Below are 23,794 nucleotides of genomic sequence, written 5' to 3' on the forward strand. Positions count from 1 at the left end.
AGCGACTGCCAACCGGCCGACACCTGGTGATCGGCGTTCCGTTCATCTGGCTGTTCCTGTTCTTCCTGCTGCCCTTCATCATCGTGCTGAAGATCAGCTTCGCCGAAGCCGACGTGGCGATTCCGCCGTACACGGAAATCTACACCTGGGTGGACAACACCCTGCAGGTGGTGCTCAACCTGGGTAATTACATCTTCCTCAGTGAAGATGAGCTGTACGTGGCTGCCTACCTGGGCTCGTTGAAGATCGCCTTCATCAGCACCGTTGCCTGCCTGCTGATCGGTTACCCGATGGCTTACGCCATTGCCCGCGCGAAAAAGGAGACCCAGATGGTTCTCCTGCTGCTGGTGATGATGCCGACCTGGACTGCGATCCTGATCCGCGTCTATGCGTGGATGGGCATCCTCAGCAACAACGGCCTGCTCAATGGCTTCTTGCAGAGCATCGGTCTGATCGACACGCCGCTGCAGATCCTCAACACCAACACCGCGGTATACATCGGCATCGTCTATTCGTACCTGCCGTTCATGATCCTGCCGTTGTTCGCCAACTTGGTGAAGCACGATCAAAGCCTGCTGGAGGCTGCCTCGGATCTCGGCTCGAGCAACTTCAACAGCTTCTGGAAAATCACCGTGCCGTTGTCGAAGAACGGCATCATCGCTGGCTGCATGCTGGTGTTCATTCCGGTGGTGGGCGAGTTCGTCATTCCCGAGCTGCTTGGCGGCCCGGAAACGCTGATGATCGGCAAGGTGTTGTGGCAAGAGTTCTTCAACAACCGTGACTGGCCGGTTGCCTCCGCCCTGGCGGTAGTGATGCTGGCGCTGCTGTTGATTCCGATCATTCTGTTCAACAAGAACCAAGCGAAAGAAATGGAGGGCAAAGCATGAAAAACTTCCGTTTCTCCACCCTCATGCTTTGGGTCGGTTTCGCGTTCATCTATCTGCCGATGTTCATCCTGGTGATCTACTCGTTCAACGCCTCGCGGCTGGTAACGGTGTGGGGTGGCTGGTCGTTCAAGTGGTACGTCAGCCTGCTCGATGACCGACAGTTGATGGGCGCGGTGTGGCGCTCCCTGGAAATCGCCTGCTACACGGCGATCGCCGCAGTGGCGCTGGGCACCATGGCGGCCTTCGTACTGACCCGGGTGCACCGCTTCAAAGGGCGCACGCTGTTTGGCGGCCTGGTTACGGCGCCGCTGGTCATGCCCGAGGTGATCACCGGTCTGTCGTTGCTGCTGCTGTTCGTGGCCATGGCGCAACTGGTCGGCTGGCCGGCAGAACGCGGCATGATGACCATCTGGATCGCCCACACCACCTTCTGCTCGGCTTATGTGGCCGTGGTGGTTTCGGCGCGTCTGCGTGAGTTGGATCTGTCCATCGAGGAAGCTGCGATGGATCTTGGCGCGAGGCCCTGGAAGGTGTTCTTCGTGATCACCATTCCGATGATCGCGCCTTCGTTGGTGGCTGGCGGCATGATGTCTTTCGCGCTGTCCCTCGATGATCTGGTGCTGGCCAGCTTCGTGTCCGGTCCTGGCGCCACCACGCTGCCGATGGAGGTTTTCTCCAAAGTACGCCTGGGGGTTACTCCGGCAATCAATGCCGTGGCCAGTTTGATCCTGCTGGCGGTGTCCTTCGTTACCTTCCTGGTATGGTTCTTCGCCCACCGCGCGGAAGAGCGGCGGCGCAAGGCGATTCAGCAGGTCATGGAAGAAAGTCAGGTGGCTATTTCTGCCCGGCCGGAGGTCAGGCCCGCTCACTGAGCCTTTCGGTCGCAAGCAATGCCCGCCCTGCGTCAGCAAGGCGGGCATTGTTGTTTCTGAGGGCGTTGCTTCGCTGTCGACGTCCGTAGGAGCCGGCTTGCGGGCGAGACGCGTATCCATAGTATCGCCGGCAAGCCGGCTCCTACTCGTCATGGATGTCATCAACGCGCCAGCTGGAACCGCCCGCCGATACGAATACGCGGCCATAACGAAAACGCCCGGGCATTGGCCCGGGCGTTCTGTTTTGCGTGAAGCGTTAGCGCGTCATGTGTAAGAAGTGCATATGGCGCTCGTACTGGTCGAGGATATCGCCGATCACTTCTTCGCGGTTCCAGCCCATCACGTCGTAATCCTGGCCACCTTCGTCCAGATGGACTTCGGCGCGGAAATACTTGCGCTCTTCGTTGGTGTCATCGCGGGTGTCGCGCATCACGAAGCTTGGCTGGATCAGCGCGCGTGGCCGCACCTGATATTGGAAGTCCGCCTCGCTGCCATGGCTGACCGATAGCGTCACGCGGCCATCCTCGCCGCTTTCTACCTTGGCTTCACGGCCCTGCTTGCGCAGTTCATCTGCAACCTGCTCGCAGGCTGGCAGGACGGTTTCGCTGATGAAGCGATTCACATGAGAACGACGAGGCAGCATGACCATGCTACGCAGACGACGCTGCCAACCGCCGGGGCCGGAGCTGCCGCGCGAGCTTAGCGACACCTGATCACGTAGGCCACGTTTGGCCGCGTCCAGCTGCAGAGCACGCAGCAGGCCCCACATCGACGCCATCAGTGCTACCACGAAGGGCAGGGCGCTGGCGATGGTCGCGGTCTGTAGTGCTTTGAGGCCGTCGGCCAGCAGCAGCGAGGCGGCCACTACCGCCATCAGCGCCGCCCAGAAAATGCGCTGCCAGACCGGCGTCTGATCCTTGCCGCCGGAGGCGAGCATATCCACCACCATGGCACCGGAGTCTGCCGAGGTGACGAAGAACACCACGATCATCAGCACCGCGATCTGCGACAGGATCATCGACATCGGGAAGTGTTCGAGGAAGGCGAACAGCGCCAGAGAGCTGTCCTTGTTCACCGCTTCGGCAAGGTCGGTGACGCCGTCGACCAGAATCATGTGAATGGCGGTGTCGCCGAATACGGTCATCCACAACAGCGTGAAACCAGCCGGTACTACGAGTACGCCGCTGATGAACTGGCGAATCGTGCGACCGCGGGAAATACGCGCGATGAACAGGCCCACGAAGGGCGACCAGGACAGCCACCAGCCCCAGTAGAACAGCGTCCAGCCACCGATCCAGTCGGTTGGCTCGTAGGCGTAGAGGTTGAAGGTCTTGCTGACGATCTCCGACAGGTAGCCACCGGTGTTCTGCACGAAGGTCTGCAGGATGAATACGGTGGGGCCGAGCACCAGCACGATCAGCAGCAGGCCGACAGCCAGGATCATGTTCAGCTCGGAGAGGCGGCGAATGCCCTTGTCCAGGCCACTGACCACAGAAATCGTCGCCAGCAGCATGGTGAAGATCAACAGGCCGATTTGCACCGTGGTGGTGGTCGGCAGGCCGTAGAGGTGGTTCAGCCCGGTATTGATCTGCAGTACACCGTAGCCCAGCGAGGTCGCCACACCGAGCACGGTGCCGATTACCGCGAAGATGTCTACCGCATGACCGATGGGGCCGTAGATACGGTCGCCGATCAGTGGGTAGAGCGCTGAGCGTAGGGTCAGAGGCAGGTTATGTCGGTAGGCGAAGTAGGCGAGGATCAGTGCGACGATGGCGTAGATTGCCCAGGCATGCAGGCCCCAGTGGAAGAAGGTCAGCTTCATCGCTTCCTTCGCCGCGGTGACGGTCTGCGGGTCGCCCACCGGCGGATCGATGAAGTGCATCACCGGCTCTGCCACGCCAAAGAACATCAGGCCGATACCCATGCCCGCGCAGAACAGCATGGAGAACCAGGTGGTGTTGTTGTATTCAGGCTCGCTGTGATCGGGGCCAAGCTTGATGTCGCCATAACGACTCACCGCGAGGAACACCACGAAAAGCAGAATCAGGGCAACGGCGAGGATGTAAACCCAGCTAGCGTTCTCGATGATCCAGGCTTGTGTGGCACCGAATACGCTCTGGGCGTTGTCCTTGAACACGGTGCTGTAGATCACCAGGCAGGCGATCAGAAAGGTTGAGCCGTAGAAAACCGGCGGGTTGAGGGTGGAGCGGGAAGACAGAGGTGCCTCCATTGAGCTAGCTCTCCTTGGTCGGAGTCAGTCCATGAGATACGCGTATACCTGTTCGAGCTTAGGCCAGATCAGGCAGGCGGACGGATGGAGAAACGACTCGGTCTATCGGATGGCCGCCAAAGGCGGAAGGCCCGCGATTGTACCATCACGATAGTCAGGTTCTTGAATGTGCCAGCTATCGATAGGTTTGCTTGCGGTTTTGTTCAGCTTATTTCTGCATCCTTCACAGGTTGGTGCGGTACTGCAGAGCTTCTGCCAGATGCTGGCGGCTGATCGCCTCTTGCGCCTGCAGATCTGCCAGTGTGCGTGCTACCTTGAGCACGCGGTGAGCGGAACGCAGTGATAAGGTCAGGCGTTCGCAAGCGTGCTCCAGCCATTGGCGGTCGATGTCGCTCAGGGCGCAGTGCTCACGTAATCCTGGTAGGTCGAGAAAGGCATTGGCGACACCCTGGCGGCGTAACTGGATATCCCGCGCCGCGGCGACTCGAGCCGCCGCTGTTGCACTGCTTTCGCGGCTTTCCTGTGGCATGCCGAGCGCCGTGCTTTCTCGGGCAACGGTAATATGCAGGTCGATGCGATCGAGCAGCGGGCCGGACAGCTTGCCGCGATAGCGCTGGATCTGATCCGGGCTGCAGCGGCAGCGGCCGCTGGGGTCACCGAGAAAGCCGCAGGGGCAGGGGTTCATGGCGGCGACGAGTTGGAACCTGGCAGGGAAGCTGACTTTGTCGCGGGCCCGGGCGATAACGATATGACCGCTTTCAAGTGGCTCTCTGAGCACCTCGAGGACGCGCCTGTCGAACTCGGGCAACTCGTCCAAGAACAGCACTCCGTGGTGAGCGAGGGTGATTTCTCCGGGTTGAGGACGACTGCCGCCACCCACCAACGCCGGCCCCGATGCGCTGTGATGGGGATGCCTAAATGGTCGCTGCGGCCAGCTCTGTAAAGGGGTGTGACTGGCGACCGAGCGAATCGCCGCAACCTGCAGGGCCTCTTCTTCTGTAAGGGGCGGCAGCAAGCCGGGTAGACGGCTCGCCAGTAGCGTTTTGCCCGTGCCAGGTGGGCCGCTCAGCAGCAGATTGTGCACCCCGGCAGCAGCCACCAGCAGAGCACGCTTGGCAGCAATTTGCCCCTGCACTTCGGCCAGATCCGGATAGGGTTGAGTGTGGCGTAGCAGGCCTTGAGCTTGGTAAACGGCCAATGGCGTCTGGCCGTTCAGGTGAGCGACCAGTTCCAAGAGATGACCGACCGCCAGCACCGTCAGCCCTGACGCCAGGCTGGCTTCTTCGGCATTTTCCTTGGGCACCACAAGGGTGCGCCCAGCTTCTCGAGCCGCCAAAGCTGCAGGCAGCACGCCTTGTACTGGACGGATGGCGCCAGATAACGCCAGTTCGCCAAGGCATTCGAGCGGGGTCAGGGAGTCTGCTGGTACCTGGCTGCTGGCGGCCAGAATGCCCAGGGCAATGGCAAGGTCGAAACGGCCGCCGTCCTTTGGTAAATCGGCTGGTGCCAGATTCAAGGTGATACGACGAGGCGGAAAATCCAGAGCGCAATTGAGGATGGCGCTGCGCACACGATCCTTACTTTCCTTGACTGCCGCTTCCGGTAACCCGACCAGCGCCAGGGACGGCAGGCCGTTGGCCAAATGGGCCTCTACGGTAACGATGGGGGCGTCTACACCAACCTGGGCGCGGCTGTGGACTACGGCCAATGACATCGATCACTCCTTGATCTTTGGGTGCTACCGGCGCTGCTGTGCGGTCGCGTTGAACGACAACCGCCCCTACTGCCGAGTATGTTACTCGACTGGTATTTGCTGTGCTGGCGCGCTGCGCGACTCGATTTCTGCGACCTTGGCTTCCAGGGCCTCGAGACGTGCACGGGTACGGGCCAGCACCACCATTTGGCTGTCGAATTCTTCGCGGCTGACTAGATCCAGCTTGCTGAGGGTGCTCTGCAATAGAGCCTTGAGCTGGCTCTCGATTTCACTGCGTGGCAAGGGGGTATCACCGCTGAGCAGGCGCGTGGCCTGGCTGCTGAGGGCGTCGAGCAGAGCTTTGGGTGGCAGCATGGGAACCTTCCGAAAACGAGTGTCGGCAGTGTAGCACGGCGTGTTTTTAGGGCTGCCTGACGTTGGCGCACCAATAGTGTGCGATTGAGGGGGCTGCGTGGCGCTGTTCTGGTGCGACATCCGCTCGGAAGACTTCCAGGCAAGCCTTTGTAGGCCCGTAACGTCCTGCAACGAGGCGCTTTGCCGTTATTGGCAAGCTTTCTGCTTAGTCGCTACTGACCCATGCACCGATGCGGTTCGGTTGTATCGTGCGGGCGGGGAATGTTTCGCCGGGAGCAGTTGGTGGTATCGGATCAGCCTGTCTTGGCAACCGGTGCATACAAAAGCCAGACACTGAGCTTAGACTTGCAGCGGGGTAATAATTCCTGGGGCAAGTCCACCTTACACGGGAGAGAGTTTCATGAAACTAGTCACTGCCATCATCAAGCCGTTCAAGCTGGACGACGTCCGCGAGTCGCTATCGGAAATCGGGGTGCAAGGCATCACCGTGACCGAAGTGAAAGGCTTCGGTCGTCAGAAAGGTCACACCGAGCTGTACCGCGGTGCCGAATATGTCGTCGACTTCCTGCCCAAGGTGAAGATCGATGTGGCCATCGCCGACGATCAGTTGGATCGTGTCATCGAAGCAATCACCAAGGCTGCCAACACCGGCAAGATCGGTGACGGCAAGATTTTCGTTGTAAACCTAGAGCAGGCGATCCGCATCCGTACCGGCGAAACCGATACCGACGCGATCTAAGCTCCGCCCCCCACCCCCCAAATCGTCCCAGGAGTTAAATCATGACTCTGCGAAAAGTCGCAGGGCTCGGAGCCCTTTCGTCCCTGTTTTTCCCAGGCTTGGCCATGGCTCAGGAGGCGACGCTGAATTCCGGTGACACCGCCTGGATGCTGACCGCCACTGCTTTGGTGCTGTTCATGACCATCCCCGGTCTGGCGCTGTTCTACGCAGGCATGGTGCGTTCCAAGAACGTCCTCTCGGTGATGATGCAGTGCTTTGCCATTACCGCGTTGATGAGCCTCCTGTGGTTCGCCTACGGCTACAGCCTGGCGTTCGACACCACCGGGATGGAAGCTGGTGTGACCAACTTCAGCTCCTTCGTGGGCGGTTTGGGCAACATGTTTCTCGGTAACCTGACCAAGGAATCGCTGACCGCGGCCTTCCCGGAAAGCGTGTTCGTCACCTTCCAGATGACCTTCGCCATCATCACCCCTGCACTGATTGTCGGTGCCTTTGCCGAGCGCATGAAGTTCTCGGCGATGCTGGTGTTCATGACCGTATGGTTCACCCTGGTCTATGCGCCAATCGCGCACATGGTCTGGGGCGGCGACGGTGCACTGATGTGGGACTGGGGCGTGCTGGACTTCGCTGGCGGCACCGTGGTGCACATCAACGCCGGTATCGCTGGCCTGGTGGCGTGCATCGTGCTCGGCAAGCGCAAGGGTTTCCCGAGCGTGGCCATGGCGCCGCACAACCTGGGTTACACCCTGATCGGTGCTGCGATGCTGTGGGTCGGCTGGTTCGGCTTCAACGCCGGCTCCGCTGCTGCCGCTGACCAGACCGCTGGCATGGCCATGCTGGTTACCCAGATCGCTACCGCTGCTGCTGCCCTGAGCTGGATGTTCGCCGAGTGGGTCGCACACGGTAAGCCAAGTGCTCTGGGCATCGCCTCCGGTGTGGTCGCAGGTCTGGTTGCCATCACCCCTGCTGCCGGCACCGTCGGCCCGATGGGCGCGATGATCATCGGTCTGTCGTCTGGCGTGATCTGCTTCTTCTGCGCCACCAGCCTCAAGCGCAAGCTGGGCTACGACGATTCCCTCGACGTCTTCGGCGTACACGGCGTGGGCGGCATCGTCGGCGCGCTGCTGACCGGTATCTTCGCAGCACCTGCCCTGGGCGGTTTCGGCGAAGTCGAGAACATCGGCCTGCAGCTGTGGATCCAGTTCAAAGGCGTCGCCTTTACCGTGATCTACACCGCCATCGTGACCTTCGTGATCCTCAAGGTCATCGATGTGGTGATGGGGCTGCGTGTCACTGAAGAAGAAGAGTCGGTCGGCCTCGACCTGGCTCAGCACAACGAGCGTGGCTACATCCTGTAAGTATCAGGGGCCCGCTGCTTGCGGCGGGCCCAAAGCACACGGAGTGCGCCCGGAGCCAACCCGGGCGCCTCGACCGAACAGCGCTGCTAAAAGCGCAACGGCCAGAGGTGAATGAATAATGGACAACACAGCATTGACTGCACTGCAGTACGGTTTCGATACCTTCTACTTCCTGATTTGTGGCGCCCTGGTGATGTGGATGGCGGCGGGCTTCGCCATGCTCGAAGCAGGCCTGGTACGCGCCAAGAACACCACCGAGATTCTCGCCAAGAACGTGGCCCTGTTTGCCATCGCCTGCATCATGTATCTGCTGATCGGCTACTACATCATGTACTCCAGCCCTGAAGGCGGCATCCTGCCGAACTTCGGCTTTCTGATCGGTGACGAGAACAGCGTCGAGTCCGTGCTGGCCGGTGGCGAAGACGCCCCCTATTACGCCGCACGTTCGGACTTCTTCTTCCAGATCGTGTTCGCTGCTACCTGCATGTCCATCGTGTCGGGTGCCGTGGCCGAGCGCATGAAACTGTGGTCGTTCATCGCCTTCGCGGTGGTCATGACCGCGATCATCTACCCGGTTCAGGGCTTCTGGAAATGGGGCGGCGGTTTCCTCGACGCAGCCGGTTTCCTCGATTTCGCCGGTTCCAGTGTCGTACACATGGCGGGCGCTGCGGCCGCTCTGGCCGGTGTGATCCTGCTCGGTGCGCGTAAGGGCAAGTACGGCGCCAATGGCCAGATCAACGCCATCCCGGGCGCCAACCTGCCGCTGGCTACCCTGGGCATGTTCATCCTGTGGATGGGCTGGTTCGGCTTCAACGGTGGCTCGCAGCTGAAGATGAGCACCATCGAAGACGCCAACGCCGTCGCTCAGGTGTTCGTCAACACCAACATGGCCGCTGCTGGTGGCCTGATCGCTGCGCTGATCGTAGCGCGCATCCTGTTCGGCAAGGCTGACCTGACCATGGCCATCAACGGTGCGTTGGCTGGCCTGGTGTCGATCACCGCCGAACCGCTGACCCCGACTGCGCTGCAGGCCACCTTGATCGGTGGTGTCGGTGGTGTGCTGGTGGTGTTCGCTATCCTCGGCTTCGACAAGATCAAGATCGACGATCCGGTCGGTGCCATCTCCGTACACGGCGCTGCCGGTATCTGGGGCACCCTGGCCGTCTGCCTGACCAATAGCGACGCCAGCCTTGGCGCACAGCTGCTGGGTATCGCCAGCATCTTCGCCTGGGTGTTCATTGCCAGCCTGATCGTCTGGGGCATCATCAAGGTAACGGTTGGCCTGCGGGTATCCGAGGAAGAGGAATACGAAGGTGTCGACCTGGTCGAGTGCGGGATGGAAGCCTATCCCGAGTTCACCAACAAGAAGTGATCTGATCGACCTGGGCTGAAGGTTTCGGCCTTCCAGCACCTCATCACGAAAAATGATGGTCGAACAATCGCAAAGGGCGCTCAGGCGCCCTTTGTTTTTTTCTACGGCGCGCTAGAATGCGCCCGTTGAAAAGAGGACGACGATATGTGGCAGCAACGGCTGATCAGCTTGCGTCCACGGGCACGAGGCTTTCACCTCGTAACCGATGAGTTGCAGGATGCGTTACCGGAACTGGCGAGCTACAGGGTAGGTCTGTTACACCTGTGGCTGCAGCACACGTCGGCGTCACTGACCGTCAACGAGAATGCCGACCCGGCGGTACGCCGTGACTTCGAGCGCTTTTTTCGCCGTCTCGTCCCTGAGGACGCAACGGGGTATGAGCACTGCGACGAAGGCCCGGACGATCTGCCTGCGCACTTCAAGTCGAGCGTGTTGGGCGTTCAGTTGCAGCTGCCCGTGAGTAATGGGCGTCTGGCACTGGGCACCTGGCAAGGGATTTACCTGGGCGAGCACCGTGAGCAGGGTGGTGCGCGTCGAGTGTTGGCGACCTTGCAAGGTACGGCAAATTGAATTTTTTCCAGGCGTTCGGCAACGTTGGACGACTGGGCTATAACTAACCTGCTTTTCGCAAGTCATGAGGCTGAACATGAGCGACGAAGAACTGGAACAAGACGAGCTGGAAGGCGCAGACGAGGACGACGGCGAGGAGCTGGCGGCCGCGGATGGTGATGTAGCCGATGACGACAGCGAGTCCGATAGCGCGGCGCCCGCCAAGGGCAAAGCGAAGAAGGCTGTCGAAGTTGAAGAGCTGCCGAGTGTCGAAGCCAAGCAGAAGGAACGCGATGCACTGGCTCGCGCCATGGAAGAGTTCCTCTCCCGTGGTGGCAAGGTGCAGGAAGTGGAGCCCAACGTGGTTTCCGATCCGCCCAAGAAGCCAGACAGCAAATACGGCAGTCGCCCCATCTGAGGCAAAGCCGGTTGCACACGAAAAAGCCCGCCTTCTCAGGCGGGCTTTTGCTTTTTGGTCGCCGAGAATGCGCTGCTGAACATGCGATTGGTGGGCTGAAGCCCACCCTGCGACAATCACCCCTGTAGGGTGGGCTTTAGCCCACCAACACTACGCCCAGCGTTGCAGCAGTGCCGGTAGCTCGCTGAGGCTGCGGATCTGCGCGTCGGCCTCGTCGTCGCCATCCCAGGCCTTGCCTTGGGGGTTGAACCACACCGCGCGCCAGCCTGCTGCGCGTGCGCCGGCGATATCGTCACCCGGATGATCACCAATATGCACAGCCTGTTCGGCGTGCATGCCGGAGCGGCTGAGCGCTTCCTGGAATGGTTTGGGATCGGGTTTGCCGACGCCCAGCTCTTCGGCGCAGAGGATAAAGCTGAAGTAGTCGGCCAGCCCCAGGCGGCGTACGTCGGCGTTACCGTTGGTGATCACGCCTAGATGGTACTGGTTGGCTAGCTGCTCCAGTGTGGCGACGGTATCGGCAAAGAAGGTGATCGCGTGCCGCGCTTCGAGCATGGCCTGGAAGGCGCCTTCGGCCAGGTGTTGGGCTTCGTCGGGAGCATGACCGACACCTTCCAGGGCGTGACGCAGGGTGCGGCGGCGCAGCTCGCTAAGGCGATACTTCAGGCTAGGCTCGGCCTCCAGCAGGCGACCGCGGGTCTGCCCCAGGTAATCCACCGGCTGGCTTGCCAGGCGCGGTGCGTGGGCGCTGATCCAGTCACGCATGGCGGTCTCGGCACCCAGTATCACCGGGCGGTTGTCCCACAGGGTGTCATCGAGGTCGAAGGTGACCAGACGGATGCTCATGAGTCCTGTTCCTTGCTGCGTTTGGCCCGTGGATGAGCGCTGTCGTAGACCTTGCTCAGGTGCTGGAAGTCCAGGTGGGTGTAGATCTGCGTGGTGGCGATGTCGGCATGGCCCAGTAGCTCCTGTACCGCACGCAGATCCTGGGAGGATTCGAGCATATGGCTGGCGAAGGAGTGACGCAGCATGTGCGGATGGATGTGCTGACCCAACTCGCTGATACCTGCCTGGCGAACCCGCAGCTGCACCGCACGGGCGCCGATGCGTCGCCCCTGGCGGCTGATGAATACCGCGCCATCCGCCGGGTTGGCCAGGGCGCGCAGAGGCAGCCATTGCTCCATGGCTTCACGGGCCTTGCTGCCGACCGGCAGCTCACGCACCTTGTTGCCCTTGCCGACCACTCGCACCAAGCCTGCAGGCAGGTCGAGGCCGTCGATATTTAGCGCGACCAGTTCCGACAGGCGCAGCCCCGAGGAATAGAACAGCTCGAGCATCGCGTGATCGCGGCGGGCGATTAAATCGTCTTCCTGGGCGCCATCGAGCAATTGGCTGGCGCGATCCACATCCAGCACCTTTGGCAGCCTGCGTTCGCCTTTGGGCGGTGTCAGGCCGCTGGCGGGGTCGTGGCGGCAATGCTTTTCACGGATCAGGTAGCGATAGAGGCCGCGAGTGGCCGAAAGCAGGCGTGCGAGGCTGCGTGCCGACTGACCTTCCATGTGCAGGCGAGCCACCTGGCGACGCAGGCGTGAGGTATCCAGGGCGGCCCACTCGGTAAGCTGTTCCTTCTCGCAATAGGCGAGCAGCTTGCTGAGGTCGCGGCGGTAGCCATCCAGGGTGTGGACAGACACCTGGCGCTCGCTGCGCAGGTGTTCGAGATAGGCCTCAAGGTCGGCGGCAAGCTTCACGCTAAAAACTCCGTAGGATGGGTTAGCGGCGCCTGGTACAAGGCCTTCGTGTCTTCAGGCATTCGTGCGCCGCGTAACCCATCGAGTGCTCGGGCGTGAAGCTTACAGTCCGACCTTTGTGTGCTCCGAATATCTGGGTATTACCTGACCGAGCGCAGCGGGGTGGAGAACCGTGGCAACACCCGCGATAGGACTTCGGCGATATAACCTAGGAACAGCGTGCCCAGAGAGCTCTTGTAATGCTGCGAATCGGCACTGCCGATCGCCAGCACGCCATGCAGGCCCTGATAGGAAAGACCGACCACCGCCGCCGAGCCGACGTCCGCGCCCGCGTCGCCGAACAGGAAGTTCAGCTCGTGCTCGCGCAGTACGCCGCAGATGGTCTTGCCGCCAGCCAGCAGGCCGCCGATGGCCTGGTGGGCCTCCGCACTGCTGACGCTACGGCCAACGGGCAGCGGTGTGTCGCTGAACAGGATCAACCCCACGAAGGGCACCTGGAACTCGCGGCGCAGGCTGTCTTCTACGCAACTGACCACTTCTTCGAGGCTGCTGGCGTCCATCAGGTCGAGGATCAGGCGGCGGGTCTTGTCGAACAGCCGGTCGTTGTCGCGTGCCACGTCCATCAGGTGCGACAGGCGCTGGCGCATCTCGATGTTGCGCTCGCGCAGCAGTTTGACCTGACGCTCGACCAGCGACACGGTATCGCCGCGCTGATGAGGAATGCGTAGTTCGGGGATCAGCTCATCGTGGTCGATGAAGAATTCGGGGTGTAGGCGCAGGTAGGCAGCGACCGTTTCCGAATCCAGGGGCTTGGGCGAATTCTGCTGGTCAGTCATAAACGAACCTGTCCTTCGTACACGCGCACGGCGGGGCCGGTCATCATAACCGGCTGGCCAGGGCCTGCCCACTCGATGGTCAGCTTGCCGCCCGGCAGTTCCAGCTGGACGGGTGAGTCCATCCAGCCCTGGCGGATCGCGGCGACAGCTGCGGCGCACGCACCGGTACCGCAGGCCTGGGTTTCCCCGGCGCCACGTTCCCAGACACGCAGGCGTGCGCGCTGGCGGTCGACGATCTGCAGGAAACCGACGTTCACCCGCTGTGGAAAGCGCGGATGATGCTCCAGCTTCGGCCCCAGTTCGTGCACCGGCGCGCTGTCGACATCATCGACACGCAGCACGGCATGGGGGTTGCCCATGGATACCGCTGCCAGCTCGTGAGCCTTGCCGTCGACCTCGACGGCGTAGCTCAGGGCTTCGGCGTCGGCCTGGAAAGGGATTTGCTCGGGCACCAGGCGCGGCGCACCCATGTCCACGGTGATCAGGCCATCAGCGCGTACCTGGAGCTCGATGATGCCGCCCTTGGTTTCCACGCGGATGGTTTTCTTCACCGTCAGGCGCTTGTCCAGCACGAAGCGGGCGAAACAGCGCGCACCATTGCCGCACTGTTCCACTTCGCTGCCGTCGGAATTGAAGATGCGGTAACGGAAATCCACGTCCGGATGCTGCGGCGGCTCGACCAGCAGCAGCTGATCGAAGCCCACGCCGGTGTGGCGATCGCCCCACTGCTTGGCATGCTTGGGCTGGATATGGGCATGCTGGCTGACCAGGTCGAGGACCATGAAGTCGTTGCCCAGGCCATGCATCTTGGTAAATCGCAATAACATCGGCATCACTCCGGCAGGCGGCTTTCGCCCGCGAAGAGTTCGTCCAGAGTTTCTCGCCGACGCACCTCGAAGGCCTGTTCGCCATCCACCATCACCTCGGCGGCGCGGCCGCGGGTGTTGTAGTTGGAGCTCATCACGAAGCCATAGGCACCCGCCGAGCGCACGGCCAGCAGGTCACCTTCGGCCAGGCTCAGATCGCGTTCCTTGGCGAGGAAATCACCGGTTTCGCAGATCGGCCCGACGATGTCGTACTGACGGCTGGCGCCATCGCGCGGCTGCACCGGCACCACTTCCATCCAGGCCTGATACAGGGCCGGGCGGATCAGGTCGTTCATCGCCGCGTCGACGATGGCGAAATCCTTGTGCTCGGTGTGCTTGAGGTATTCCACGCGGGTCAGCAGCACGCCGGCGTTGGCGACGATGAAGCGGCCCGGCTCGAACACCAGTGCCAGGTCACGACCTTCGATGCGCTGGCGCACCGCCTGGATGTAGTCACCGGCCAGTGGTGGTTGCTCATCGCGGTATTGCACGCCAAGGCCGCCGCCCAGGTCGATGTGACGAAGGTGGATTCCCTGCTCGGCAAGGCGGTCGACCAGTACCAGCAGGCGGTCGAGCGCATCGAGGAACGGCGGCAGGCTGGTCAGCTGCGAGCCGATGTGACAATCGACGCCGACCACGGACAGGTTGGGCAGCGCCGCGGCGCGGGCATAGACCGCTTCGGCATCGGCGATGGCGATACCGAACTTGTTTTCTTTCAGACCGGTGGAAATGTACGGGTGAGTGCCCGCGTCCACATCCGGGTTGACGCGCAGGGAGATCGCCGCGGTCTTGCCGAGTTCGGCGGCGACCTGTTGCAGGCGCTCCAGCTCGTCGGTGGACTCGACGTTGAAGCAGTGCACGCCCACTTCCAAGGCACGACGCATGTCGTCACGGGTCTTGCCGACGCCGGAGAAGACGATCTTGTCGGCACTGCCGCCAGCGGCCAGCACACGCTCCAGTTCACCGCGCGAAACGATGTCGAAGCCCGCGCCCAGGCGCGCCAGTACGTTCAGTACACCGAGGTTGGAGTTGGCCTTGACGGCGAAACACACCAGGTGCGGCATGCCGGCCAGCGCGTCGGCGTAGGCGCGGTACTGCGCCTCAATGTGAGCGCGCGAGTAGACGTAAGTGGGCGTACCGAAGCGCTGGGCAACGGCGGACAACGCCACACCTTCCGCGAACAGCGAGCCGTCGCGGTATTCGAAGGTGTTCATGAGCCGTCCTTATTGATCTTGCGCAGGTGCGGACTGGGTATCATCCGGCAGGTACAGTGGGCCTTTCTGGCCACAGCCACTGAGCAGGGTGGTGACGGCGACGAGCGCGATGAGGGCAGTGAACAGCCGCTTCATGGTCAAATCCTTGTAATAAAGCATAATTGCCCCTGAGTATACCGACCCCCCGGCATGTTGCCTATGCGGTGGGGTTCCCGTCCGGCGGGGCTTTGCCCTGGCATACTGGCGCGCGCCGAATGGGGCGCGGCGGTTCCTTCTTTTGCGTACGATGTTGCTGAATCTTTCATGAGGTAAGTGCAATGAGTTTGACCGAAGCCCGTTTCCACGACCTGGTCGATGCCGTGCAGCAGGCGGTGGAAGACATCTTCGACGACAGCGATCTGGATCTCGATCTGGAAAACTCCGCTGGCGTGCTGACGGTGCGCTTCGAAAATGGCTCGCAGCTGATTTTCAGCCGTCAGCCTGCGCTGCGTCAGCTATGGCTGGCGGCCCGCTCTGGTGGCTTCCACTTCGATTATGAAGAGGACAACCAGCGCTGGATATGCGACACCAGCGACGAGCTGCTGAGCGAGATGCTTGATCGCATCGTTGCTGAACAGTCCGGCGCCAACCTTGATTTCGATGAAATCTGAAAGCGTTGCGGCTGATCGGCCCTTGGCTCATTCGCCCATTGCGTCTCCTTGTGTGCGGCGCTGCTGCTTGAACGAGGCTGACAGGTGCCTGGGTTGTGGGCGTCTGATGGCGGAAATTCTCGAGTGGGGTAACGCCGATGATGGGCGTCGCCTGGCCATTCGGGCTTTGGCCGAAGAGCGTCTGATGCTGGGCTGAGGCTGCCCTTGTTTATTTGGGTGGCTGTGTTACGGTCGGCTCAACCTGTGCAAAACCCCGTCGTCTCGATGGGGTTTTGCTTTTTTGGCGTCCAGCAAAGGAGATATGCCCGCACCATGGCCAGCACACCGACCATCACCATTACCCGCCTCGATCTGCAGCGCCTGGAGCAATTGCTCGACAGCCTCGACGATTTCGGCCCGACTGCCGAAGCCTTGCAGGCCGAACTGGATCGAGCGGAGGTGGTCGGCCACGATCAGGTGCCGTCAGGCGTGGTGACCATGAACTCGCGCGTGCATTGCCGCGAGGAAGGCAGCGGCAAGGACTATCACCTTACCCTGGTCTATCCCCAGGATGCTGGCGGTGAAGGCAAGGTATCGATCCTCGCACCGGTTGGCACTGCCTTGCTGGGGCTCAGCGTCGGCCAGCATATCGACTGGCCTGCACCGGGCGGCAAGCAGCTCAAACTGACGCTGCTGGCGGTGGAATATCAGCCGGAAGCGGCAGGCGAATACGCCCGTTAAGGCTGCCTTCTTCGCCTGACTCGTAACGGGTCAGCGCTCCATGACCCGGGTCGAGTGTCGCGACCCGGGAATCTGCTCAGGCCGTCGCGAGTCCCCGCTCTACCGGCCTGCATGCCGCTCCACACTCCTGAAGATCAATGCTGCGCTCGAACAGGCGTTGCACCGCTGGCTGGTGGCTGACGCCGATCAGCGTTAAAGAGCACGCAGGGCATTGTTCAGTGCCTCTTCCAGGCTGGCTTTGTAGCGCAAGTAGTGCACCACCGACGGCTGCCGGTCGCCCAGCAGAGCGGAAAGATCCAGGTCGGTGATGTAGCAGGGGTAGCGCTCTGCCTCGCTGCGCAGGGCGAGGATATGCCGGGCGACGGCGCTGAACAGGTTGTCGCCGTATTCGAGTTCGGAGAATTCCCGGTGGTTGCAGTACAGGCTGATGTAGGCGCGCTGGCCGCTGCCGGGTTCGACGATTGCCTGCACGTCGTAAAACGGCTGGCTCACTTGTGTCAGTGGCGCGGGGCGTTGCTCGAGGCGCTGGGCGCGTAGTGGCGCGGCGGGCTGCAACTGCTGGTAGATGATCTCTAGCGGTGTCTGTGGGCTTTCCAGGGCGAGCGTGGCGTTGCGCCGGTACAGCAGCGATTGCAGAAAACGCTGCAGGGGGGCCAGCAGGCTGGCTTCGTCATGGAAGGTTGCCTGAGTGCGCCACACCGCGCCATGCTCGTCGAGCACAGTGATTTGCGCCTGGGTACCCGCTTCGTACAGACGATAGAAAACTTGAATGCAGGCGGGCCGGGCCGCGCTGAGAATCAGCGCCAGATCCTCGCCTTCTAGGGCGTTACGGTCGAGCCTCAGGGGGGTGTACTCAATACGATCCTGGGCCAGGTGTTCGAGCAGCGCTGGCAGGTCATCCAGTGTGATGTGACGAACCTGGCCAGGCGTCAATTCGAGCAGGTGATAACGCCGGGTGATTTGCAGCAGATAGCGCTGTCGCTCGCCGCTGTCGAAACTGGCGATCAGCTCGCGTAGCAGGTTCTCTACACGCTCGGCGATGGCCACCGCGCGATTGCGGCAGAAACAGCGCACATGCAGGGTGGGACGATCGCCATTGGCAGGCAGCGTGTTGAGCAGGCCGGCAATGCAGTCGAGCAGGGCATTGGGGCCTTCGTAGCGCTCCACCAAGAGCTCGTTCCAGCTGTTGAGGGTGATCAGGTCAAGGGTCAACACCAGGTTCTCACGCACGCCGGAGTAACCCAGCGGATCCGTGCGCTCGCTGGTCATGTGCACATTCATCTGACTGTGCTGTTTTAGCGGGTCGACGCCGACGTTGACCAGCAATAGCACTTCTCTAGGTTGTCGCGCGCGCAGCAGGGCGCTTTCCGGCACGCTGTCCAGCGGCATGGGCAGCGTCTGCGCCAGGCTGGTGAGTAGGTTGCTGAGTTCGAATTCGCTGAGGTCGCTGTCGTTTGGGTGCAGTGACAGGTGCGTACCGCTGTCGATGACGCCGTTGCGGTGGCCCCAGGCAAGCAGTTCGATCAGGCTACGGGCTTGTCGCAGCGGTGCGAAGTCGAGCCACTCCTGAGAACCAAGGCTGCCGTTGAACAGCGCCCAGTGGCTGCCCTTCGACGTGGAACAGTACACCAGGGTCAGGGTGTCTTCGCCGAGATCCGGAGCGATACCCGGGTTGATGAACTCCACCTTGCCGGCCCGACGTTCGAACGCGGCATACAGGCGCCGGCCGAGCACCGCCAGTTCACGGGTATCCGGCGCTGCAGCACCGGCATGGTTGCGTGCGAATAAGGATAGAAAGCGGTAGCTGTAATTGAGTTCGTTGACCAGTGCTCGGCGTTCGGCGCTTACCTGGCGGACTTTCCATTGGCTGCGGCTGTCGAGCATCACCAACTGGCGTTCGCCCCAGCCCCACTCGGCGGTCAGGCGTTCCAGCAACAGGCGCTGCCAGCTCTTGGCGCGGTTACGCGGCGGTTTGCTGACCTTTTTGTTGACCTTCAGGTACAGACAGCGGCGCATTAGCTCCAGGCGCTCGGGCTCGCCGCGAGCCTTGAGGTACTCCTCCAACCGACGATAGATCAGAACGTAAGGGTCGAGCTCGTCAAGATCCAGCAAGCCGTCGTATACCGACTGTTTGAAGCGTAGCGACAGGCATTCCACCCGCGGGTGCTCACTGGCGTAGACCTCTGTGAGCAGTAGCTTGAGCGCTGATTTATAAGGCGACTCGATGCCCTTGAACAGCTGCCACATGCCCGCGCCGATGAATTCCCCGGAAGGCACATGGGCCAGGTGACCGAGGTCGAGTACGTCCTCGGCGCGGATGAAGCGCTTGCTCAGCAGGGTCGCGGTAAAGAGCTCGTAGCGGTGTTCGTCGATGGCGGGCACAAGCCACCAGAGCGGTGTGCGGCCACCCAGCCAGATTGCTGTTCGGTAGAACTCGTCTAGCAGCAGAAAGTGTTGAGTGGTGCCGCAGTCGTCTGAGGTGAGTCGCGCTTCGCGTTCTCCAGCACGAAAACGCTGCGCATCGATCAGGAAGAAATGCGCCTCGGTGCCTTGGCTGGCGGCCCAGGTTTGCAGCAGGTCGCACTTGCGGCGCAGCTCGTCGCGGGCAGCAGCGGTAAGGTCGCTGGCATGGCAGAGCCACAGGTCCATGTCGCTCTGCTCGGCCTGAGCCACGGTACCAAGGCTGCCCATCAGAAACAGGCCATGGATTGGCGTGGGCGCTGGGCCGTGGGCTGGTTTGTAGGCGAAGGAGCGAGTCAGGCGCTGTGCCTCGGTGAGCAGCTCGGCGCTGGGCTCGAAGCCGCTAAGACCGGCAGGTGTCTGTGCGGAGACGTAACCGGGCAGCAGCGGATGATTGACGTGAAACAACAGTGGCAGAAGTGTGAGCACCCGCTGCTGGCGGCTCGATAATGCCTGCATGGCCCGCTCTTGGCGCCCGTGATTGATGCGCATGAAGCGTGCGCGCAACTGGGTGAGCACCTTGCGGTCAATGCCGTCGTCAATATCTGGGCGTAGGGGCGGGTGGCGCTTCATGCTCAGGCTCGGCCGAATGGTGAGCAAGACTAGGGCGTGTTTCCGTTTCAGCGCAAGCTGTGTTGCGAAGGGCTGAGCAGTCACTCTGAATAGATGCTTAGTGCTCTGGCGCGATCGTTACGCGGGGAGGTGCCTGCCGCCATCAAGGCAGCAGGCGTTGGTCAGAGGTCAAGCCGGTTGTGGTGCGGTGAGAATGGCCCGCAGGCTTTGCGCATGCTCGGCGGCCTCGTGACCCAGGCGGGTCAAGTAGCCGCCATCGCTGAGGCTGATTAGGCCCTTCTCGTGCAGGCGCCCGGCAGCGGCGACGGCAGAGGGTGCTGCAGTATGGTGGATCTTCAATCCCTCCTGACCGTTGTCCAGATTGAACAGCAAAAGGATTTCCAGTTCGGCGACCAGTTCGGCGGTAAATGCCATGGTGACTCCTGCCTGTTGTTGTCGTACACGGCGTCTGCCGTGGGCTCCGGGGGTGTCTGGCGCCCCGCAGGGCAAGTGTAGTCAAGCCGGCGTCAGTTCGCTGGGGCGTGTTGCCAGCTATCGAGAATCTGTTGGTAGCGGCCATTGTCATGGATGGTGCGCATGCCCTGCTCGAAGCGCTTGACCAGCTCTGCCGCGTTGGGCTGGTGACGTGAGAAGCTCAGGTACAATTCGGGTCGATGCAGGGTCGCCACCACGGCGAATTGGCCCTGTAGCTCGGGGTGTTCAATAAACAATGCCTGCGCGGTGCCGCGGTAGGCTGCGACGAAGTCGACGCGGCCATGTTGCAGCATCAGAAAACCGCTGAGGTCACGGCGCACCGGCACGCGGATCACCTGTTGGTCGTTATCCAGCCGTGGCCCGTACTCATAGCCGATGGTCACGGCGACCTTGCGCCCGTCCAGGTGCTCGAGCTTTTCATCGGGTGCCACACCGCGTTGCCCCCAGAGCAGGATGTCATCACTGAACAGCGGCTCCTGGGGGATCAGAAAGTCGCTGTCGATACGCTCGTCCGGCGAGGTGTTGAAGCATGCTGCCAGTTGGCCGTCGTGAGCCATCTGCATGCAGCGCGAATAGGGATATGGCACCAGTTCGATGGGAATGTCGCTGGCGCCGAAGGCCGCTTCGACGATATCCACTGACATGCCCTGAATCTTGCCGTCACGGTACGCGGTGTAGGGATACCAGTCGTCTTCGGCGCCGATGCGCAGGGTTTCCTGGCTCCGCACCGAACTGCTCGCCGCAACCAGCAGCGCAAGGCAAAAGCGGATAGAGGTGGAGTTGCGCATCCGTAGCTAATCCACATGGGCTATCGGAACACCTTACCAGCGAGCCAGGCAGTGGAAAAGGTGGCTCGCGGTCATTGCCGGTTCAGCTTTCCTCGGGCAGCGTCGGCAGGGCGCGTAGCGCCTGCTCGTAACCTTCAGCATCGAAGGGACGATCCTCGCGCAGCATGGCGTCCACTTCGTGGGCGAGCACCATGGCCATCATCTGCACGATCTCTTCGCGCTCGTAGCCTACCAGCGTCAGCTTGTTCAGCACTGACTGAGTGAAGGCCGGCTCACCGGATTCCAACTGATTCTCGATGGCCTGAACCAGCGTGTTCTCGGTGAAGGTTTCGTCGTCGTGCTCGTCGGCAGTGCTCATGTCGCAGATCCATGTGGCGGGAAGGAGCTGCCAGTTTAGACAGAGCGCCCGCAGGCTGGCCATGCGTAATGCCATATGCCACAACTAATTCCTATAATATGGGAGTTTATCTCGCATATTGAGAATTGATAGAAAGCCGATTAGAGTCCACCTCCAGGAGAGCCCCATGCCCGATAAAAATAACAACCAAGCACCTTCAGGTGCCCAGGCGCTGTTCAGAGGCCTGGCTGTAATCGACGCCGTTGCCCAAGGCGCCAGTAGCCTGGTCGACATCGGCGCGACTATCGGCTGCACGCGTAGTACAACCCATCGTCTGATCGCCGCCTTGGTACAGGCCGGTTACCTGCGTGCCATCGGTGGCAGTGCCGGTGGCTATCAGCTCGGCCCCAAGCTCATCGAGCTGGGCTACAAGGCCCGTGCGCAAATGCCCTTGGCAAACGTTGCGCGGCCCCACCTCGAAGCGCTGGCACGCCTTACCCAAGACACTGTGCATTTGGGCATTCGAGACGACGGCGATGTGCTCTACATCGAGAAATTGCCGAGCAGCCGTGGCCTGGAAATGCGCTCGCGGATTGGCCTGCGTATGCCGCTGGCGCTGACCGGCATCGGCAAGTCACTGATGCTCGATCTGCCTGAAGCGCAATGGCTTGAGTTCTATGAGCAGGGCCTGCAGCGTCGCGCCGGGCAGTCTGGTCTGCGTGAAGAATTCACTCCCTGGGACGATTTCCGTGGGCTTATGAGCCGCTATGCCGAAGGCGGCTTCAGCTTTGATCTGGAAGAGAACGAGCTGGGCGTGCGTTGTGTCGCTGCGCCAGTGCGCGATGCCAGCGGGCAGATCGTCGCCGCGCTGAGTGTCGCCAGTGCCATTCCTTACATGCCGGAAGCGCGCTTGCACGAGTTGCGCCCGGACGTGATCGCCTGTGCCGTCGCCATTTCCCGAGAACTGGGCTGGAGTGCCTCATGACCGAACGCCTCACGCCGACGCTGATCGCCCTCGACTGGGGCACCTCATCGCTACGCGCCTATCTACTGGGTGAAGGCGGTCAGGTGCTGGCCATGCAGAGCCGGCCGTGGGGCGTCCAGCACACGCCGGATGGCGACTTCGCCCGCGCCTATGAAGAACTGGTTGGTGACTGGTATCGCCAATGGCCGGGCCTGCCGGCGCTGACGTGCGGCATGATTGGCAGCCGTCAGGGTTGGCGCGAGGTGCCTTACGCACTGTGCCCAGCTACTTCCAGCGATCTGGTCGACGGTTTGCTGGTTGTGGATACCGCCTTTGGCCCGCTGCATCTGCTGCCAGGTGTGCTCGATGCCAGCGCACTGCCCAACGTGATTCGTGGTGAGGAAACCCAGGTGTTCGGCGCCCTGCAACTGGCCCCGGAACTGCGTGAGAATGCCTTGCTGGTATTGCCTGGCACCCACAGTAAATGGGTGACGGTACGCGACGGCGCGATCAGCCACTTCACCACCCATATGACCGGCGAGCTGTTCGCGGTCTTGCGTGATCATTCGATTCTCGGGCGTCCGGCCCGCGAGCAAGGCATCGAGCGCAGCGATGAAGCCTTTTTTCGCGGCCTCGACGCCGCCCGACAAAGCGCCGCCGAAGGTGTTTCCGGGCGCCTGTTCAGCACCCGGAGCCTGTTGCTGACCGAGCGCCTGACCGCCGGCGAAAGCCTTGATTACCTCTCCGGGCTGCTGATCGGTGAGGAGCTGCGCAGCGTGCTCGCCGGCATCGAGGAAGGCGCCTGCCCGCCCCTGGTGCTGATCGGTGATGCGCACCTGTGCGAACGCTATCGCTTAGCCCTGGGGCGCTTCGACGTGGCCTTCGTACGCACCCTGGAAAACGCCGGGGTCGCAGGGCTCTGGCACCTGGCCTGCGCTGCCGCCCTTGTCACCGCAACGCCCACCGTCGTTTCGAGGAGTGCTCTGCATGTCTGATTCCTATCTGCAGCAATTGCCACTGATTGCCATCCTGCGTGGCGTTAAGCCGGAGGAGATCGTGCCGGTCGGCCTGGCGCTATATGAAGCCGGCTTCCGCTTGATCGAGATTCCGCTCAACTCGCCGCAACCCTTGAAGAGCATCGGCTTGCTGGCCGCTGAACTGGGTGATCGAGCGCTGATCGGTGCCGGCACCGTGCTCAGCACCGGGCAGGTCGAGGAGGTGGCGCAGGCCGGCGGCCGACTGATCGTGTCGCCCAATTGCAACCCTGAGGTGATTCGCGCCACACGCCGCGCCGGGCTGTTCAGCTCGCCGGGCGTGGCTACGCCCAGTGAAGGTTTCGCCGCGCTGGAAGCCGGCGCCCAGGTACTCAAGCTGTTTCCCGCCGAGCAGTTCAACCCGTCGATCGTCAAAGCCTGGCGCGCGGTGTTCTCGCGCGACATCGCTCTGCTGCCGGTCGGCGGCATCACGCCTGCCGGCATGGCGGCCTATGTGGATGCCGGTGCCAGCGGCTTCGGTCTCGGTTCGGCGCTGTACACGCCGGGCATGAGCGCTGCTGAAGTGGGCGAAAACGGCAAGGCCTTCGTGGCGGCCTGGAGGGCGACGCAACACTGAGATTCGCTGCACCCGATCAACATGACAGCCGTACTCGACAATAATAAAAGGAGAGCTCGT

The 23,794-nt window shown here is 61.8% G+C and carries 26 protein-coding genes; 13 read left to right on the plus strand and 13 right to left on the minus strand.

Going from position 1 to position 23,794, the window contains the following annotated elements:
* Positions 1–5: 5 nt before the first annotated feature.
* Both K5Q02_RS06590 and K5Q02_RS06595 read left to right on the plus strand, forming a co-directional pair.
* Complete coding sequence (locus K5Q02_RS06590) at positions 6–887, plus strand: ABC transporter permease subunit (RefSeq protein WP_225839607.1); 882 nt, start codon at positions 6–8, stop codon at positions 885–887.
* Entirely contained in the window at positions 884–1,759 is an 876-nt protein-coding gene (locus K5Q02_RS06595) for an ABC transporter permease subunit (protein ID WP_225837568.1), read from the plus strand. Before K5Q02_RS06590 ends, K5Q02_RS06595 begins: the two co-directional genes overlap by 4 nt.
* 256 nt (positions 1,760–2,015) lie before the next feature.
* On the opposite strand, the gene K5Q02_RS06600 is transcribed toward K5Q02_RS06595, so the two are convergent.
* From K5Q02_RS06600 to K5Q02_RS06610, 3 genes are all read right to left on the minus strand, one after another.
* Complete coding sequence (locus tag K5Q02_RS06600; protein WP_225837570.1) at positions 2,016–3,989, minus strand: BCCT family transporter; 1,974 nt, start codon at positions 3,987–3,989, stop codon at positions 2,016–2,018.
* A gap of 223 nt (positions 3,990–4,212) precedes the next feature.
* Positions 4,213–5,703 carry a YifB family Mg chelatase-like AAA ATPase gene (locus K5Q02_RS06605; protein ID WP_225837581.1) on the minus strand — a complete coding sequence of 497 codons (1,491 nt, stop codon included), beginning with the start codon at positions 5,701–5,703 and terminating at the stop codon, positions 4,213–4,215.
* Between the two features lie 81 nt (positions 5,704–5,784).
* A complete protein-coding gene (locus K5Q02_RS06610; protein ID WP_225837582.1) occupies positions 5,785–6,057 on the minus strand; it encodes an accessory factor UbiK family protein in 273 nt (90 codons plus the stop codon).
* A 400-nt stretch (positions 6,058–6,457) separates the two neighbouring features.
* On the opposite strand from K5Q02_RS06610, the gene glnK reads away from it, so the two are divergent.
* The 5 genes from glnK (at position 6,458) to sutA (ending at position 10,493) form a co-directional block, all read left to right on the plus strand.
* Entirely contained in the window at positions 6,458–6,796 is a 339-nt protein-coding gene (glnK, locus tag K5Q02_RS06615) for a P-II family nitrogen regulator (protein WP_003096476.1), read from the plus strand.
* 41 nt (positions 6,797–6,837) lie between these two features.
* Positions 6,838–8,154: an ammonium transporter gene (locus tag K5Q02_RS06620; protein WP_225837583.1), complete on the plus strand. Its 1,317-nt coding sequence runs from the start codon at positions 6,838–6,840 to the stop codon at positions 8,152–8,154.
* A gap of 118 nt (positions 8,155–8,272) precedes the next feature.
* Complete coding sequence (locus tag K5Q02_RS06625; protein WP_225837585.1) at positions 8,273–9,526, plus strand: ammonium transporter; 1,254 nt, start codon at positions 8,273–8,275, stop codon at positions 9,524–9,526.
* A 144-nt stretch (positions 9,527–9,670) separates the two neighbouring features.
* Positions 9,671–10,096, plus strand: a complete 426-nt coding sequence (locus K5Q02_RS06630; protein ID WP_225837586.1) for a secondary thiamine-phosphate synthase enzyme YjbQ — start codon at positions 9,671–9,673, stop codon at positions 10,094–10,096.
* Positions 10,097–10,172: 76 nt separating this feature from the next.
* Positions 10,173–10,493: a transcriptional regulator SutA gene (gene sutA, locus K5Q02_RS06635; protein WP_070885922.1), complete on the plus strand. Its 321-nt coding sequence runs from the start codon at positions 10,173–10,175 to the stop codon at positions 10,491–10,493.
* A gap of 150 nt (positions 10,494–10,643) precedes the next feature.
* On the opposite strand, the gene K5Q02_RS06640 is transcribed toward sutA, so the two are convergent.
* From K5Q02_RS06640 to lptM, 6 genes are all read right to left on the minus strand, one after another.
* Complete coding sequence (locus K5Q02_RS06640; protein WP_225837588.1) at positions 10,644–11,339, minus strand: HAD family hydrolase; 696 nt, start codon at positions 11,337–11,339, stop codon at positions 10,644–10,646.
* Positions 11,336–12,241 (minus strand): tyrosine recombinase XerC, encoded by a 906-nt coding sequence (gene xerC, locus K5Q02_RS06645; RefSeq protein ID WP_225837590.1) that lies wholly within the window; start codon positions 12,239–12,241, stop codon positions 11,336–11,338. Before xerC ends, K5Q02_RS06640 begins: the two co-directional genes overlap by 4 nt.
* A gap of 140 nt (positions 12,242–12,381) precedes the next feature.
* On the minus strand, positions 12,382–13,077 hold the full coding sequence (locus K5Q02_RS06650; RefSeq protein WP_225837592.1) for a DUF484 family protein: 696 nt from the start codon (positions 13,075–13,077) through the stop codon (positions 12,382–12,384).
* Positions 13,074–13,904, minus strand: coding sequence for a diaminopimelate epimerase (gene dapF / locus K5Q02_RS06655; protein ID WP_225837594.1), 831 nt, complete (start codon positions 13,902–13,904; stop codon positions 13,074–13,076). Before dapF ends, K5Q02_RS06650 begins: the two co-directional genes overlap by 4 nt.
* A 5-nt stretch (positions 13,905–13,909) precedes the next feature.
* Positions 13,910–15,157: a diaminopimelate decarboxylase gene (gene lysA / locus K5Q02_RS06660; RefSeq protein ID WP_225837596.1), complete on the minus strand. Its 1,248-nt coding sequence runs from the start codon at positions 15,155–15,157 to the stop codon at positions 13,910–13,912.
* Between the two features lie 9 nt (positions 15,158–15,166).
* Complete coding sequence (gene lptM / locus K5Q02_RS06665) at positions 15,167–15,292, minus strand: LPS translocon maturation chaperone LptM (protein WP_083328585.1); 126 nt, start codon at positions 15,290–15,292, stop codon at positions 15,167–15,169.
* Between the two features lie 182 nt (positions 15,293–15,474).
* Between lptM and cyaY the strand changes: the two genes are divergently transcribed.
* The 3 genes from cyaY (at position 15,475) to rnk (ending at position 16,527) form a co-directional block, all read left to right on the plus strand.
* Positions 15,475–15,807 carry an iron donor protein CyaY gene (gene cyaY, locus K5Q02_RS06670; protein ID WP_225837598.1) on the plus strand — a complete coding sequence of 111 codons (333 nt, stop codon included), beginning with the start codon at positions 15,475–15,477 and terminating at the stop codon, positions 15,805–15,807.
* A gap of 67 nt (positions 15,808–15,874) precedes the next feature.
* Entirely contained in the window at positions 15,875–16,003 is a 129-nt protein-coding gene (locus K5Q02_RS24520) for a DUF1289 domain-containing protein (RefSeq protein WP_442963974.1), read from the plus strand.
* Between the two features lie 116 nt (positions 16,004–16,119).
* Entirely contained in the window at positions 16,120–16,527 is a 408-nt protein-coding gene (gene rnk, locus K5Q02_RS06680; protein WP_225837602.1) for a nucleoside diphosphate kinase regulator, read from the plus strand.
* Positions 16,528–16,719: 192 nt separating this feature from the next.
* Here the strand turns inward: rnk and K5Q02_RS06685 are convergent, their stop codons facing one another.
* The 4 genes from K5Q02_RS06685 to K5Q02_RS06700 form a co-directional block, all read right to left on the minus strand.
* Entirely contained in the window at positions 16,720–19,560 is a 2,841-nt protein-coding gene (locus K5Q02_RS06685; protein WP_225837604.1) for a class I adenylate cyclase, read from the minus strand.
* Between the two features lie 168 nt (positions 19,561–19,728).
* Positions 19,729–19,974 carry a TIGR02647 family protein gene (locus K5Q02_RS06690; RefSeq protein ID WP_225837605.1) on the minus strand — a complete coding sequence of 82 codons (246 nt, stop codon included), beginning with the start codon at positions 19,972–19,974 and terminating at the stop codon, positions 19,729–19,731.
* Between the two features lie 92 nt (positions 19,975–20,066).
* A complete protein-coding gene (locus K5Q02_RS06695) occupies positions 20,067–20,822 on the minus strand; it encodes a substrate-binding periplasmic protein (RefSeq protein ID WP_225837607.1) in 756 nt (251 codons plus the stop codon).
* 82 nt (positions 20,823–20,904) lie between these two features.
* Complete coding sequence (locus K5Q02_RS06700; protein ID WP_225837608.1) at positions 20,905–21,180, minus strand: hypothetical protein; 276 nt, start codon at positions 21,178–21,180, stop codon at positions 20,905–20,907.
* A 166-nt stretch (positions 21,181–21,346) separates the two neighbouring features.
* On the opposite strand from K5Q02_RS06700, the gene K5Q02_RS06705 reads away from it, so the two are divergent.
* Genes K5Q02_RS06705 through K5Q02_RS06715 form a run of 3 tightly spaced genes read left to right on the plus strand, consistent with a single transcriptional unit; the run spans position 21,347 to position 23,734 of the window.
* Positions 21,347–22,144 (plus strand): IclR family transcriptional regulator, encoded by a 798-nt coding sequence (locus K5Q02_RS06705; protein ID WP_225837610.1) that lies wholly within the window; start codon positions 21,347–21,349, stop codon positions 22,142–22,144.
* Positions 22,141–23,118 (plus strand): 2-dehydro-3-deoxygalactonokinase, encoded by a 978-nt coding sequence (locus K5Q02_RS06710; protein ID WP_225837612.1) that lies wholly within the window; start codon positions 22,141–22,143, stop codon positions 23,116–23,118. Before K5Q02_RS06705 ends, K5Q02_RS06710 begins: the two co-directional genes overlap by 4 nt.
* The gene (locus K5Q02_RS06715; protein WP_225837613.1) at positions 23,111–23,734 is read left to right on the plus strand and encodes a 2-dehydro-3-deoxy-6-phosphogalactonate aldolase; all 624 of its coding nucleotides are present in this window, start codon (positions 23,111–23,113) and stop codon (positions 23,732–23,734) included. The genes K5Q02_RS06710 and K5Q02_RS06715 overlap by 8 nt, the downstream gene beginning before the upstream one ends.
* Positions 23,735–23,794: the final 60 nt, after the last annotated feature.

Origin of the sequence: Pseudomonas sp. MM211 (assembly GCF_020386635.1) — a bacterium.
Lineage (GTDB): Bacteria > Pseudomonadota > Gammaproteobacteria > Pseudomonadales > Pseudomonadaceae > Aquipseudomonas.

Excerpts from the sequence above, each read along its gene's own strand:
- K5Q02_RS06625 (WP_225837585.1), top strand. The coding sequence starts at position 8,273 with ATGGACAACACAGCATTGACTGCACTGCAGTACGGTTTCGATACCTTC.
- K5Q02_RS06595 (WP_225837568.1), top strand. The coding sequence starts at position 884 with ATGAAAAACTTCCGTTTCTCCACCCTCATGCTTTGGGTCGGTTTCGCG.
- K5Q02_RS06710 (WP_225837612.1), top strand. The coding sequence starts at position 22,141 with ATGACCGAACGCCTCACGCCGACGCTGATCGCCCTCGACTGGGGCACC.
- glnK (WP_003096476.1), top strand. The coding sequence starts at position 6,458 with ATGAAACTAGTCACTGCCATCATCAAGCCGTTCAAGCTGGACGACGTC.
- K5Q02_RS06695 (WP_225837607.1), bottom strand. The coding sequence starts at position 20,822 with ATGCGCAACTCCACCTCTATCCGCTTTTGCCTTGCGCTGCTGGTTGCG.
- lptM (WP_083328585.1), bottom strand. The coding sequence starts at position 15,292 with ATGAAGCGGCTGTTCACTGCCCTCATCGCGCTCGTCGCCGTCACCACC.
- K5Q02_RS06610 (WP_225837582.1), bottom strand. The coding sequence starts at position 6,057 with ATGCTGCCACCCAAAGCTCTGCTCGACGCCCTCAGCAGCCAGGCCACG.
- K5Q02_RS06605 (WP_225837581.1), bottom strand. The coding sequence starts at position 5,703 with ATGTCATTGGCCGTAGTCCACAGCCGCGCCCAGGTTGGTGTAGACGCC.
- K5Q02_RS06620 (WP_225837583.1), top strand. The coding sequence starts at position 6,838 with ATGACTCTGCGAAAAGTCGCAGGGCTCGGAGCCCTTTCGTCCCTGTTT.
- sutA (WP_070885922.1), top strand. The coding sequence starts at position 10,173 with ATGAGCGACGAAGAACTGGAACAAGACGAGCTGGAAGGCGCAGACGAG.
- lysA (WP_225837596.1), bottom strand. The coding sequence starts at position 15,157 with ATGAACACCTTCGAATACCGCGACGGCTCGCTGTTCGCGGAAGGTGTG.
- K5Q02_RS06600 (WP_225837570.1), bottom strand. The coding sequence starts at position 3,989 with ATGGAGGCACCTCTGTCTTCCCGCTCCACCCTCAACCCGCCGGTTTTC.
- K5Q02_RS06630 (WP_225837586.1), top strand. The coding sequence starts at position 9,671 with ATGTGGCAGCAACGGCTGATCAGCTTGCGTCCACGGGCACGAGGCTTT.
- K5Q02_RS06705 (WP_225837610.1), top strand. The coding sequence starts at position 21,347 with ATGCCCGATAAAAATAACAACCAAGCACCTTCAGGTGCCCAGGCGCTG.
- K5Q02_RS06650 (WP_225837592.1), bottom strand. The coding sequence starts at position 13,077 with ATGACTGACCAGCAGAATTCGCCCAAGCCCCTGGATTCGGAAACGGTC.
- cyaY (WP_225837598.1), top strand. The coding sequence starts at position 15,475 with ATGAGTTTGACCGAAGCCCGTTTCCACGACCTGGTCGATGCCGTGCAG.
- K5Q02_RS06715 (WP_225837613.1), top strand. The coding sequence starts at position 23,111 with ATGTCTGATTCCTATCTGCAGCAATTGCCACTGATTGCCATCCTGCGT.
- K5Q02_RS06700 (WP_225837608.1), bottom strand. The coding sequence starts at position 21,180 with ATGAGCACTGCCGACGAGCACGACGACGAAACCTTCACCGAGAACACG.
- rnk (WP_225837602.1), top strand. The coding sequence starts at position 16,120 with ATGGCCAGCACACCGACCATCACCATTACCCGCCTCGATCTGCAGCGC.
- K5Q02_RS06685 (WP_225837604.1), bottom strand. The coding sequence starts at position 19,560 with ATGAAGCGCCACCCGCCCCTACGCCCAGATATTGACGACGGCATTGAC.
- dapF (WP_225837594.1), bottom strand. The coding sequence starts at position 13,904 with ATGTTATTGCGATTTACCAAGATGCATGGCCTGGGCAACGACTTCATG.
- K5Q02_RS06690 (WP_225837605.1), bottom strand. The coding sequence starts at position 19,974 with ATGGCATTTACCGCCGAACTGGTCGCCGAACTGGAAATCCTTTTGCTG.
- K5Q02_RS06640 (WP_225837588.1), bottom strand. The coding sequence starts at position 11,339 with ATGAGCATCCGTCTGGTCACCTTCGACCTCGATGACACCCTGTGGGAC.